10 protein-coding genes, 1 tRNA gene and 2 rRNA genes are annotated in these 12,434 nt (G+C 37.5%); 11 read left to right on the plus strand and 2 right to left on the minus strand.

The window, feature by feature from the left end; all coding sequences use genetic code 11:
- The first annotated feature begins 52 nt into the window (after positions 1 to 52).
- The 9 genes from NRK67_07360 to NRK67_07400 all read left to right on the plus strand — a co-directional run bounded on the left by NRK67_07360 (position 53) and on the right by NRK67_07400 (position 10,070).
- Positions 53 to 2,991: ribosomal RNA gene (locus NRK67_07360) — 23S ribosomal RNA — on the plus strand.
- A gap of 83 nt (positions 2,992 to 3,074) precedes the next feature.
- Positions 3,075 to 3,191 (plus strand): 5S ribosomal RNA (rrf, locus tag NRK67_07365).
- 24 nt (positions 3,192 to 3,215) lie between these two features.
- Positions 3,216 to 3,291 (plus strand) — tRNA-Lys (locus tag NRK67_07370).
- A gap of 141 nt (positions 3,292 to 3,432) precedes the next feature.
- Positions 3,433 to 4,653 carry an aminopeptidase gene (locus tag NRK67_07375; protein ID UUV19275.1) on the plus strand — a complete coding sequence of 407 codons (1,221 nt, stop codon included), beginning with the start codon at positions 3,433 to 3,435 and terminating at the stop codon, positions 4,651 to 4,653.
- A gap of 29 nt (positions 4,654 to 4,682) precedes the next feature.
- A complete protein-coding gene (locus NRK67_07380; GenBank protein UUV19276.1) occupies positions 4,683 to 5,192 on the plus strand; it encodes an NUDIX hydrolase in 510 nt (169 codons plus the stop codon).
- Positions 5,193 to 5,323: 131 nt separating this feature from the next.
- Positions 5,324 to 5,662 (plus strand): MTH938/NDUFAF3 family protein, encoded by a 339-nt coding sequence (locus tag NRK67_07385; protein ID UUV19277.1) that lies wholly within the window; start codon positions 5,324 to 5,326, stop codon positions 5,660 to 5,662.
- A gap of 10 nt (positions 5,663 to 5,672) precedes the next feature.
- A complete protein-coding gene (locus NRK67_07390; protein UUV19278.1) occupies positions 5,673 to 6,479 on the plus strand; it encodes a Mut7-C ubiquitin/RNAse domain-containing protein in 807 nt (268 codons plus the stop codon).
- The gene (locus tag NRK67_07395) at positions 6,467 to 8,173 is read left to right on the plus strand and encodes an NAD(P)H-dependent oxidoreductase subunit E (GenBank protein UUV19279.1); all 1,707 of its coding nucleotides are present in this window, start codon (positions 6,467 to 6,469) and stop codon (positions 8,171 to 8,173) included. Before NRK67_07390 ends, NRK67_07395 begins: the two co-directional genes overlap by 13 nt.
- Entirely contained in the window at positions 8,166 to 10,070 is a 1,905-nt protein-coding gene (locus NRK67_07400) for a [FeFe] hydrogenase, group A (protein ID UUV19280.1), read from the plus strand. The genes NRK67_07395 and NRK67_07400 overlap by 8 nt, the downstream gene beginning before the upstream one ends.
- A 55-nt stretch (positions 10,071 to 10,125) precedes the next feature.
- Here the strand turns inward: NRK67_07400 and NRK67_07405 are convergent, their stop codons facing one another.
- Both NRK67_07405 and NRK67_07410 read right to left on the minus strand, forming a co-directional pair.
- A complete protein-coding gene (locus NRK67_07405) occupies positions 10,126 to 10,374 on the minus strand; it encodes a hypothetical protein (protein UUV19281.1) in 249 nt (82 codons plus the stop codon).
- Between the two features lie 99 nt (positions 10,375 to 10,473).
- The gene (locus NRK67_07410) at positions 10,474 to 11,793 is read right to left on the minus strand and encodes a DUF1576 domain-containing protein (protein UUV19282.1); all 1,320 of its coding nucleotides are present in this window, start codon (positions 11,791 to 11,793) and stop codon (positions 10,474 to 10,476) included.
- A gap of 149 nt (positions 11,794 to 11,942) precedes the next feature.
- Between NRK67_07410 and NRK67_07415 the strand changes: the two genes are divergently transcribed.
- Both NRK67_07415 and NRK67_07420 read left to right on the plus strand, forming a co-directional pair.
- The gene (locus tag NRK67_07415; protein UUV19283.1) at positions 11,943 to 12,251 is read left to right on the plus strand and encodes a GIY-YIG nuclease family protein; all 309 of its coding nucleotides are present in this window, start codon (positions 11,943 to 11,945) and stop codon (positions 12,249 to 12,251) included.
- Positions 12,242 to 12,406: a hypothetical protein gene (locus tag NRK67_07420; protein ID UUV19284.1), complete on the plus strand. Its 165-nt coding sequence runs from the start codon at positions 12,242 to 12,244 to the stop codon at positions 12,404 to 12,406. The genes NRK67_07415 and NRK67_07420 overlap by 10 nt, the downstream gene beginning before the upstream one ends.
- Positions 12,407 to 12,434 lie beyond the last annotated feature (28 nt).

Here is a 12,434-nt window from a genome sequence, read left to right on the forward strand (position 1 = left end):
AAATTCTAAAAACAAATTAAGCAAAAAATATTAAAATTCTATTTTAATAATAGGTTAAGAAATTAAGGGCGCACGGAGAATGCCTTGGTAATAAGAGCCGATGAAGGACGTGATAAGCTGCGATAAGCTAAGACAAGCTGCAATTGAGCGTAATAGTCTTAGATTTCCGAATGGGTAAACCTACTAGTTTGAAGAACTAGTGTGGAAACGGGAACCGGATGAACTGAAACATCTAAGTAATCCGAGGAAGAGAAAGTAAAAACGATTCCCTAAGTAGCGGCGAGCGAACGGGGAAGAGCCCAAACCGAACAAGTGTGATAGCATGCAGGCGTTGCTTGTTGGGGGTAGTGGGATACAGAGTAGCAGATCTGCAAAGTCTGCGCTTGACTAACAAAGGTACTAGAATGAACTGGAAAGTTCAACCGTAGAAGGTGATAGTCCTGTATAGGGAACTTATGTTAGCAAGTCACTGTAATCCCAAGTAGCACGGGACACGAGAAACCCTGTGTGAATCAGCGAGGACCATATCTCGTAAGGCTAAATACTCTTACTAACCGATAGTGAATAGTACCGTGAGGGAAAGGTGAAAAGAACCCCGGGAGGGGAGTGAAATAGAACCTGAAACCGTGTGCTTACAAGCGGTCAGAGCAGAGCCTTCGGGCGTGTGATGGCGTGCCTTTTGGAGAATGATCCTGCGAGTTACGATCAATGGCGAGGTTAAGTATAACGGAGCCGAAGGGAAACCGAGTCTGAATAGGGCGAATTAGTCGTTGGTTGTAGACGCGAAACCTGGTGATCTATGCCTGTCCAAGATGAAGCTGTGGTAAGACACAGTGGAGGTCTGAACCCACCGTCGTTGAAAAGCCGGGGGATGAGGTAGGTATAGGGGTGAAAAGCCAATCGAACCAGGAGATAGCTCGTTCTCTCCGAAATGCATTTAGGTGCAGCTGATTGTTTAAATATGGGGGTAGAGCACTGAATGGTCTAGCGGGCATATTGCTTAGCGAAATCAATCAAACTCCGAATACCATATTTCAAGAGATCAGGAGTGAGACTATGGGTACTAAGATCCATGGTCAAAAGGGAAACAGCCCAGACCACCAACTAAGGTCCCAAATTATATCTAAGTGGGAAAGGAGGTGGAGATTCTGAAACAACCAGGATGTTGGCTTAGAAGCAGCCATACATTTAAAGAGTGCGTAATAGCTCACTGGTCGAGAGTCTCTGCGCCGACAATGTAACGGGGCTAAGATATAAACCGAAGTTGTGGAGTATACACTATGTGTAGACTGGTAGGAGAGCGTTCCGTAGGCCGTTGAAGGATAAGGGGTAACCCAATCTGGAGGTATCGGAAGTGAGAATGCAGGAATGAGTAGCGAGAAAGAGGGTGAGAATCCCTCTCGCCGGAAAACCAAGGTTTCCAGAGTAAAGCTTGTCTTCTCTGGGTAAGCCGGGACCTAAGCCGAGGCTAGATTGCGTAGGCGAATGGAAAGCAGTTTAATATTACTGCGCCACTGTAATTTGTTTGAGAGATGGAGGGACGCAGAAGGGTATGTGCGCAGACTGTTGGATATGTCTGTGTAAGCATGTAGGATGGAACCGCAGGAAAATCCACGGTTTTAGATCTGAGGTGTGATGCGGAGTGTTTGTAATGAACACGAAGGTACAAATCCCACGCTGCCGAGAAAAGCTTCTATTGAGAATTATAGTGCCCGTACCGTAAACCGACACAGGTGGTTAGGATGAGAAATCTAAGGCGTACAGGCTAACTCTCGCTAAGGAACTCTGCAAAATGGCCCCGTAACTTCGGGAGAAGGGGTGCCATTAAAGGTGATAAATACACGCGATTTTGAGCTTTTGATGGCCGCAGTGAAGAGATTCGAGCAACTGTTTAGCAAAAACACAGGTCTATGCTAAGCTGAAAGGCGATGTATATGGGCTGACACCGCCCAGTGCCGGAAGGTTAAGAGGAGGGTTTAGCGACTCAAATTGAAGCCCCGGTGAACGGCGGCCGTAACTATAACGGTCCTAAGGTAGCGAAATTCCTTGTCGGGTAAGTTCCGACCTGCACGAATGGTGTAATGACTCGAATGCTGTCTTGGCGGGAGGCCTGGTGAAATTGTACTACCGGTGAAGATACCGGTTACCTACAGTAGGACGGAAAGACCCCGTGGAGCTTTACTATAGCTTGGTATTGGGTTGAGATGTTATGTGTATAGGATAGTTGGGAGACTGTGATTATATGGCGCTAGCTGTATATGAGTCGCTGGTGGAATACCAACCATATAACATTTTGATTCTAATCTGTGATGTGTAATCATGGAGACAGTGCTAGGTGGGTAGTTTGACTGGGGCGGTCGCCTCCGAAAGAGTAACGGAGGCGTTCAAAGGTTCCCTCAGGTTGGATGGAAATCAACCGAAGAGTGCAATGGCATAAGGGAGCTTGACTGTGAGATAGACACATCGAGCAGGTGCGAAAGCAGGACATAGTGATCCGGTGGTTCCGAATGGAAGGGCCATCGCTCAACGGATAAAAGCTACCCCGGGGATAACAGGCTGATTTTGCCCGAGAGTCCATATCGACGGCAAAGTTTGGCACCTCGATGTCGGCTCATCGCATCCTGGGGCTGGAGAAGGTCCCAAGGGTTGGGCTGTTCGCCCATTAAAGCGGTACGTGAGCTGGGTTCAGAACGTCGTGAGACAGTTCGGTCCCTATCCACTGTAGGCGTAAGAATATTGATGAGATCTGTCCTTAGTACGAGAGGACCGGGATGGACAAACCTCTAATGTACCAGTTGTCATGCCAATGGCATAGCTGGGTAGTCACGTTTGGAATGGATAACCGCTGAAAGCATCTAAGCGGGAAGCCAACTCAGAGATAAGTATTCTATCATTGATAAGTCACCTTCGAGACTAGGAGGTTGATAGGTTGGGGGTGTAAGGGCTGAAGTCTTTAGCTGACCAATACTAATATGACGAACACTTTACCTAAAGTAAATGATTTTTAGAAAGTTAATTTATGAAACATTATTATATAGTTTTGAATGTTTAACAATATTCAATAAGAAAGTAAGCTTGGTAAGAAAAGCTACGGGGGTACACCTGGTCACATTCCGAACCCAGAAGTTAAGTCCGTAAACGCCGAAAGTACTTAGGGGGCAGCCCCTTGGGAGGATAGGAACTTGCCAAGTCTTTTTTATTTTTTGTAAAAATATGCGCCACTAGCTCAGCTGGTAGAGCACTCGACTTTTAATCGAGTTGTCACAGGTTCAAACCCTGTGTGGCGCACCATAACCAATATAAATACCGGAGTCATCAATTAATTTTGATGGCTTTTTTTGTTATTTTATTTTTTATAAAACTTGAAAAAAGTAGATACAAAAACATGAAATTACTATATAATATATTTAATAAAAAAAGGGGGAGATAATTATGAGAAAGAAATTAGAAGAATACGCAGAATTAGCAATAAAAACAGGAGTAAATGTACAGAAAGATCAAATAGTAAGTATAAATGCGCCAATGCATTCGTTAGAATTTGTAAGGGAATTAAGTAAAATAGCTTATGAAAGAGGAGCAAGAGAAGTAGTATACAACTGGTCTGATGATCAATTAACTCTAATGAAATTTCAAAAAGCAAATGATAAAGCTTTTGAAGAGTTTCCTAAATGGAGTGCAGATCGGTTAAATGATTTAGCTGATAAAGGAGCTTGTTTTTTGAATGTAATCTCTCCAGACCCGGAATTATTAAAAGATGTAGATGCTAAAAGGGTAGCAAACTGGTCAAAAGTGAGATCACAAGCTATAAAAGGGTACTATGAAAAAGTATTATCTGATAAAAACGCTTGGAGTATAGTTGCAGTACCTTGTGAAGCTTGGGCAACGAAGGTATTTCCTGGAGTTTCTACAGAAGAAGCTATGGATAAATTAATGGAAATGATACTAGATATGTGTAGAGTAGACGGAGATGCTATCTCTAACTGGGATCAACATAATAAGAACTTAACAGAAAAAGTAAATATTTTAAATGAAAAGAAATTTACAGCATTTCACTATAAATCAGAAGGAACTGACTTAATGGTGGGGATGTCAAAGAAGCAATTATGGAAAGCAGGAGCATCAACAACGACAGGCGGAGTAGTATTTAACCCTAACTTACCAACAGAAGAAGTATTCTCATTACCAAATAAAAATAAAGTAGATGGAACTTTAGCAAGTAAGCTGCCATTAAACTATAATGGAAATATAATCGATAACTTTACGTTAACTTTTGAAAAAGGAAAAGTAGTGGATTTTACAGCTGAAAAAGGATATGAAGTATTAGAAGGTTTATTAAATACAGATGAGGGAGCTAGATACTTAGGTGAAATTGCTTTAGTACAAGTAGATTCTCCTATTTCTAATACAAATACTTTATTCTATAACACTTTATTTGATGAAAATGCATCTTGTCACTTTGCATTTGGGTCAGCTTATAAGAGCTGTATAGAAGGTGCAGAAAATATGACTAAAGAAGAATTAGAAATTGAAGGAGTAAACGACAGTTTGGTACATGTAGACTTCATGGTAGGATCAAAGGACCTATCTATCGATGGAATTGAAGAGAATGGAATTATAACACCTATATTTAGAGATGGGAATTGGGCAATATAGAGGTCAAAAAAATACAAGGAGAAATTTTTATGAAATTATCAGACTTAAAGTTTTTAAAAATAGAGCTAAAAGATCATCCTACCAGGGAATTGAAGATGGAATATATAAATAAGCCTAATGCCATAGGTGTATTAGTATTAGATGAAAAAGAAGAAAAAACTCTCCTAGTAGACCAATACAGACCTGGGACAAATTCTCACCTATTGGAAATACCGGCAGGGATAATAGAAAAAGGAGAAACTGCTAAATCAACCTTGGAAAGAGAGCTCAGGGAAGAAACAGGATATACAATGGATGATGTAGAAATAATATATGAATCTAAGGAAGCTTTGGCCTCATCACCGGGGTACACTACTGAAAAATTGTATATTTATATAGTTAAATTAAAAAATAACGAAATAAAACCGTTGGAATTAGAATTGGATGAAACTGAAGATCTCATAACTAAGTGGATAAACTTAGAAGAGATGGAAGAGATAACTACAGATATGAAGAGTTTATTGACTTACTATATGTATATGAACAGAAATAAAAAGTAATATAATAGATAAAAATGGAGGATTTTCCTCCATTTTTTTTATAAAATTAATAAGTGCTCTCTCTTGAAGGAATGAAGGAGAGTTTTTAGAATAAATAAAGATAAATCAAATTTTTTTTAAGGATGGTTGTTATGGTAATTGAAAGTTATTTGTTTGGAAGAATGAAAGTGGATGGTAATATTTTTGATTCAGATCTTATAATATTTCCAGAGAAGGTAAAATCGAGCTGGTGGAGGGATCAGGGGCACTATCTGCAACTTAGAGATTTAGGTGAAATCTTAGATTACCAGCCAGAGGTTTTGGTTATTGGAACAGGCTATTCAGGTCGTATGGATGTAGCAGATGAAGTAAAAAAAGAGTTGGAAGCAGCCGGAATAAAGTATTATATTGAAAAAAGCAGTAAGGCTGTAGAGATATTTAATAAGATTGATTCAAAAAAAAAGGTGGGTGCTTTTCATTTGACCTGTTAAAGGAGGAGGTATGGGCAGAATAAATATTAAATTTTATAGTTCTTTAAATAAGCTGTTAAAAAAAGGACGAAGGGATAAAGAATTATCTTTGGAGTTAAAGCTGAGGCAGAGTGTAAAAGATCTCATCGAGGCACAGGGAATACCGCATACTGAGGTTGGGATGATACTAATAGATAGTAAGAGGGAGGAATCTTCGTATATATTAAAAGATGGTCAGAAGATTGAAGTATATCCTGCATTCAATGATATAGAAGAAGCAAAGTTTCAAAATTTGATAAATTATCCTAAAAAATTTATTCTGGATGTACATCTTGGAAGGCTGGCTAAATATTTGAGAATTTTTGGTATAGATACCCTGTATGAGAATTATTATTCCGATGAAGAAATTGTGAAAACAGCCTTGAAAGAGGGAAGGGTGATTCTCACAAGGGATAGAGGTATATTAAAAAGAAGAGTAGTGAAATATGGTTATTTAATTAAATCAAATGAATCGAAGGAGCAGTTAAGGGAAATATTTTTAAATTTTGATATTTTGCCAAAGATTAAACCTTTTTTGAGGTGTATCAGTTGTAACGGTATATTGGAAAAGGCAGACAAGGAAGAGATAATAGAAGAGCTTGAGCCTCTTACAAGAAAATATTACAATGAATTTTTCAGGTGTACTATATGTAAAAAAATTTATTGGAAGGGTGGGCACAGGGAAAGGATGGAGGAGTTTGCAAATGATTTTTTAAAACAATTTCTTTATTCTTTAAGAGATTATAAAAAAAATGAGTTGTTGGATAAATATAATAAGGGGGATCTATGGAAAAATTAAAAAAAGAAGCGATGAAAAGATCATTGAAAAAATTGATACACAAATATTCTTTGGAAAAATCATCAATACTTCCAATACTAAATGAATTACAGGATGAATATGGAGAGGTAGGAGAAGGTATTATGGAGGAGTTGGCTCACAGTTTAGGAATCCATCCTACAGAAGTAGAGGGAGTTTATTCTTTTTATAGTTTTTTAAATAAAAAAAATGGTAAGCACACAATTCGGTTATGCCAAACAATTTCATGTGATTTAAAGGGAAAAAAAAGACTGGAAAAACAACTTATAAATGAACTGGGGATAGGTTTTGGAGAGACTACTCAGGATGGTTTATTTTCTCTGGAATATTGCAATTGTTTAGGAATGTGTGATAGGGGACCGGTTTTGATGGTGGATAAAAAATTGATCTCAAAAGTAAAACCCTCAGATATCCCTTCAATAATAAATGCATGTAAAAATAATAATTTAGATGAAAAATTTGAAGATACGATAATTTCAAATGTTCAGATAGAGGGACCTCTGCTTAAAGGGAAATTTAAAGATGGTGAAGTGCTTGAAAAAGTGGTGAAAAAATCATCTGATGACTTATTAGGAGAGATAGAGGCAGCTAACCTAAGGGGAAGAGGTGGAGCAGGATTTCCTACCTTTTTTAAATGGAAGTTAGCTTATAAACAGGAGAAAAAACCTAAATATATAGTTTGTAATGCAGATGAAGGGGAGCCGGGAACGTTTAAAGACAGGTATATCCTGCACAAACATTGCGGTAAGGTAATAGAGGGGATGACTATAGGTGCTCATATAATAAAAGCCGAAAGGGGATTTATATATCTCAGGGGAGAATATTTTTATCTGAAAGAGATAATAGAAAAAACTATAGAAGACAGGAGAAAAAATAGATTATTGGGAAAGGGTATATTGGGGATAGAAGGATTTGATTTTGATATTGAGATAAGGATGGGAGCAGGTGCCTACATATGTGGTGAGGAAACCGCTTTAATTGAATCATTGGAAGGGATGAGAGGGGAGCCTAGAAATAGACCGCCCTATCCGGTAGATACAGGCTTTTATGATAAACCTACCATAGTGAATAATGTGGAAACTTTTTTAGATATAAATTTAATCTTTAAAAATGGTGTAGAATTTTTTAAGAAATATGGGACTTCTAAATCTACAGGAACTAAATTTTTTAGTGTTTCTGGGGATTGTGAAGATGAAGGAATATATGAACTTCCCTTTGGGATAACTATAGAAAAATTAATAGAAAGGGTAGGGGCTAAAAATATAAAGGCGGTACAAGTAGGAGGAGCGGCAGGGCAATGTGTTAAGGTAGGAGATTTTGAAAATAGGATAGCTTTTGAAGCGGTACCTACAGGAGGTTCAATTATCTTATTTAACGAAGACAGGGATATGCTGGAAGTTGCCCAAAATTTTATGGATTTTTTTGTAGATGAAAGTTGTGGACAATGCACCCCCTGCCGGGAGGGAAATAGAAAATTATCTAATGGATTGAAGCTTTTAAAGGAAGGAAAGTGTTCTATTGCATATTTGGAGGAGTTGATGGATCTGGCTGAAACTATAAAAATTTCTTCCAAGTGCGGATTGGGGCAGTCCAGTCCCAATGCATTTATATCTATCATAGAAAATTTTAAAGATGAGATCTTAGGAAGGTTACCAAAGGAGGAAAACGATGAGTGAATGTAGGGCAAGCAAGGCAGAAAAAATAAGGCTGGCCTGTGAAAATAAGGATAAGGCCTGTGAGACAAAACTAATAGATATAGTTATAGATGGAAGGGAACGGACAGTAAAAAAGGGAACAACTATCTTGGGGGTAGCTAGATCTTTGGGGATAAAGATACCTACTCTATGTTATCATGAGGACCTCTGTATTGCGGGGATCTGTCGGATTTGTCTGGTAGAAGTGGTAGGGATGGAAACTCTGCAGGCATCTTGCTCTTACTCTATAGAAAGGGAGATAGAGGTGAAAACACACAGTCATAAGATCAGAAAAGCCAGAAGGCATATACTGGATCTTATGCTGGCTAATCATGTGGGGGAATGTTATTCCTGTATAAGAAACGGAAATTGCGAGCTGCAGGACTTGGCAGAAGATTACGGGATCACTAAATATCCCTTTGGACACCCGAATAAGACGGTAAAACCAGTGGACTGCAGTAGTATGTCTATAGTGAGAGATATGGATAAATGTATCCTTTGCAGAAGATGTGTGAGGAGTTGTGTGGATCTACAGGAGGTAGGAGTTTTTGGAGTGAAGGGACGAGGAGACCGGTGTTATATCTCAACCTTTGGAGATAGAAATATGGAGGATGTTATCTGTATTAACTGTGGGCAATGTGTGAATAGATGTCCTACCGGTGCCTTACACGAAAAAGATCAAACTGAGGAAGTGTGGAAGGCATTGGAAGATAAAAATAAACATGTGGTTATTCAGACAGCTCCGGCACCTAGAGCAGGAATAGGGGAGTTATTTGGATTAGCCCCTGGTAAAAGTCTGACTTTAGAGATAAATACAGGATTAAAATACTGCGGATTTGACAGGGTATTCGATACTTGCTTCAGTGCTGATTTGACCATTATAGAGGAGGGATTAGAACTTCTTTTGAGACTGAAAAAAAATTTAATGGAGGGTGGGAATGAAGCTTTACCCCAGTTTACATCGTGTTCTCCAGGGTGGGTAAAATATTTGGAGCATTTCAATCCCAAATATATAGAGAATCTATCCACTGCCAAGAGTCCCCAGCAGATGTTTGGAAGTATTATAAAAACTTATTATTGTGAAAAAAACAATATCGATCCAAAAGATGTAGTGACAGTAGCTCTAATGCCGTGTACAGCTAAAAAGTTTGAAGCAAGCAGAGAAGAGATGTGTGATTCGGGTTACAGGGACATAGATTATGGTTTGACAACCAGGGAACTAGGGAAGATGTTTAAGGAAGTAGGATTAGATCTGCCTAACTTAGAAAAATCTGAATTTGATGATCCCTTTGGTGGTATCAGTGGTTCTGGAGTTATTTTTGGAGCTACAGGTGGAGTTATGGAGTCAGCTATACGGACAATCTATGAATTAGTTACAGGAAAAGAGATAGAGTCGGTATTTGCAGCAGGAGAGATAAAGGTAGTAAGAGGGTTTGAAAAAGTAAAATATGCTGAATTGACTATTGATAAGGTAGGGGAAGTTCCGGGACTTTTAAAACCATATTTTGATAGTTTTGATTTTTTAAAGGGTGTTACATTGAAGATAGCTGTATGCCATGGGACTGCCAATGCTAAGATGGTCATAGAAAATATTGAATCTGGCGGAGAGTTCAGCGGGTGTCACTTTATAGAATTTATGGCCTGTCCTGGAGGATGTTTAGGAGGAGGAGGTCAGCCGATTCCTACAAATGAGGAGGTAAGAAAGGCTAGGGCTCAGGCAATTTATGGAGAAGATAAAAAATCTACCATAAAAAAATCCTATAAAAACCCGGCAGTTATAGAGTTATATGAAAATTTTCTAAAAGATGGTCCTGGAGGGCATAGTGCTCATAAACTTCTACACACTGAATATATTGCAAGGGGAAAGAAGTTAACTTAAAAAAGATAGCAGTCAATGTTTTTAATTGACTGCTATCTTTTATTTATTTTAATTTTTATATGAACATTTTTTTAGCAGTTGTTCCGTGAATAGAGTTTAATTTTTCTAAAAATTTATCGATAATATTGTTTTCGGCAACTAACTCTAATAAAATTAAACCATCCTGTGAGCAGACTTGTTCATTGAGATTATGAAGCCCTAATCTTACCTTGATATAACATCCATACTCGGTAAGGGTGTTTTGTACCTGAAGAGCAGTTTCATTTCGATTTTCTAACTTGATACCTACAATTTTAAATTCCATAACTTCCCCCTCTAAAAAAAATTATTGACTGAGTTTTTGTATTATAAAAACTTAGTTATTAGTATGAGTATAGGTTAAATATATAGAAAAAACAAGAGATCAATCTAAATCTTCTTCTGAATATAAATTTTTATAGAGTTCTTGACGTTTTAAGAAATATTTATCCTTAAATTTATTTCTTCTATCTGTAAAAGTACGGATGATAGGTAGTAAAACACCTGCTACTATACCAGCAGAAAAACCATTGTTATATAGATTTAATCCACCATGGACAACACCTATATTTCTAACTACTGACATATGCAGCCATCCTGCAGCTATACCCCAAAGAGGGCCATAGACCCCTGAAATTGGAGCCATGGCAGTACCAAACAGGGCTGAAAGAACTAAAACAAATTTATCCACTTCAGTGGTTACACCAGCTAACCAAACTCCGAAAAGGATAGGTGTGATATTTAAGGGATGTTTTCCAAAAGCTGAAAAACCAACGATCGTTAAGATTCCTGCTAAGAGTGGTCCACTCAGAGTTTCTCCTACAAGGAGGATAAAGGCAATAGAGATAAACCCGTTGATCCCCATATTGATAAATGAAAGTCCATATCCGTATTTTTCTGTGAAATCAGATTTTAAACCATCACATTTTAATAGTTCTTTGTAGCCTTTGAAACTATTTTTATTGATATAGAATCCTACTAAGATCATAAGTAAAAATACCATGGAACAAGTGATTAAAAGCACCAGGTGATATTTAATTGAAATTAATTTTTGGGGCTCTATATCAAAATCATAAGCCTTAAGGATAGAGGTGATAACAGCTCCTAAAAGTCCACCGGTAAACCCTAAATTATAAAGGTTGAATCCCTCATGAAATGAGATCATTTTTTTGGCTAGGGGAGTGGCGATAAACCCTATAACTATACCTAAGATCATAGCTAAGAGATAGGCTTCTTCAAATGTACCTGAACTAAATGCCATGGCACTGATAAATGGCGCCAATGCACTGGTAAACATAATTGTAGGTAAAACTGTTTTGAAGTCTAAGTGCTCAAATTTTGCATACATGATTCCACCTAGATAGATTGGCAGGACATTAAATATATTTTTTCCAAAGAATGAGAATCCAAAGACAGTAAAAAAAGCAGCCAGAACTAAACCGCTGATCTTTAGTCTGAAACTTTTAACCAGGATAAAATTGAAAATAAATAAACTGAATGCATTTAAAAATGTAGCTCCTAATCCTCCGATAACCAAGAAATCTGTTATCAGGGTAGAGGGAGATGTAACTATATTCTTTAATCCGATAATGATATTTGTTTTATCAATAAAAACAAAATAAGTAAAAACCGTAAGAATGGCAAGAGCCAATGCAAAGGTTAATTTTTTAGCTTTCTGCAGCCTTCCACAGCTAAATTCATCCATAAAAATCCTCCTAATAAAATACAATAAACCCCAATCTTTACAATTGGTATAGACTTATATTATACTTTATTTATAGGTAAAAAAATAGTGAAAAAAACTTAAGTAATAAATGTTTTTGTAAAAATAGAGCTAAAAATAGAGGTGGATAGATGTATTATGTATATATGCTGGGATGTGGAGATGGAAGTGTCTATACGGGCATAACCAATGATGTAGAGAAAAGGATGGAGGCTCACAAGAATGGAGAAGGAGCTAAATATACCAGGGGAAGGGGACCATTTGAACTCTTCTCTCTGTGGGAGACAAAAACAAAATCCCAGGCCTGCAGGGTAGAATATTTTATAAAAAAGCACACGAAAAAGAAAAAGATATTATTCTATACAGACAGGGAGTATTTGGCTAAATTGGTATATGAGGAGAAGGGGATAGAGATAAAAAAGTTATCAGGATGGGAATAAAAATAAAAGAACTCGTAGTTATTGTGAGTGATAACAGGGAATTAAAAAAAGATATTTCTGCATTGGAAACAATGAAGAAATATCTTTTTTTATACGATAGGAAACTACACCAGAGATTGGCTTTACCGATATTCTTAGTAATTATAAAAAACTAAATTATACTTGTTTGGATGCAGCGTCACG

It is taken from the genome of Fusobacteria bacterium ZRK30 (genome assembly GCA_024628785.1).
Classification (GTDB): Bacteria; Fusobacteriota; Fusobacteriia; order Fusobacteriales; family Fusobacteriaceae; genus Psychrilyobacter.

Bases quoted from the DNA above. Each gene is read 5' to 3' on its own strand.
- NRK67_07375 (UUV19275.1), top strand. From the start codon at position 3,433: ATGAGAAAGAAATTAGAAGAATACGCAGAATTAGCAATAAAAACAGGA.
- NRK67_07380 (UUV19276.1), top strand. From the start codon at position 4,683: ATGAAATTATCAGACTTAAAGTTTTTAAAAATAGAGCTAAAAGATCAT.
- NRK67_07385 (UUV19277.1), top strand. From the start codon at position 5,324: ATGGTAATTGAAAGTTATTTGTTTGGAAGAATGAAAGTGGATGGTAAT.
- NRK67_07390 (UUV19278.1), top strand. From the start codon at position 5,673: ATGGGCAGAATAAATATTAAATTTTATAGTTCTTTAAATAAGCTGTTA.
- NRK67_07395 (UUV19279.1), top strand. From the start codon at position 6,467: ATGGAAAAATTAAAAAAAGAAGCGATGAAAAGATCATTGAAAAAATTG.
- NRK67_07400 (UUV19280.1), top strand. From the start codon at position 8,166: ATGAGTGAATGTAGGGCAAGCAAGGCAGAAAAAATAAGGCTGGCCTGT.
- NRK67_07405 (UUV19281.1), bottom strand. From the start codon at position 10,374: ATGGAATTTAAAATTGTAGGTATCAAGTTAGAAAATCGAAATGAAACT.
- NRK67_07410 (UUV19282.1), bottom strand. From the start codon at position 11,793: ATGGATGAATTTAGCTGTGGAAGGCTGCAGAAAGCTAAAAAATTAACC.
- NRK67_07415 (UUV19283.1), top strand. From the start codon at position 11,943: ATGTATTATGTATATATGCTGGGATGTGGAGATGGAAGTGTCTATACG.
- NRK67_07420 (UUV19284.1), top strand. From the start codon at position 12,242: ATGGGAATAAAAATAAAAGAACTCGTAGTTATTGTGAGTGATAACAGG.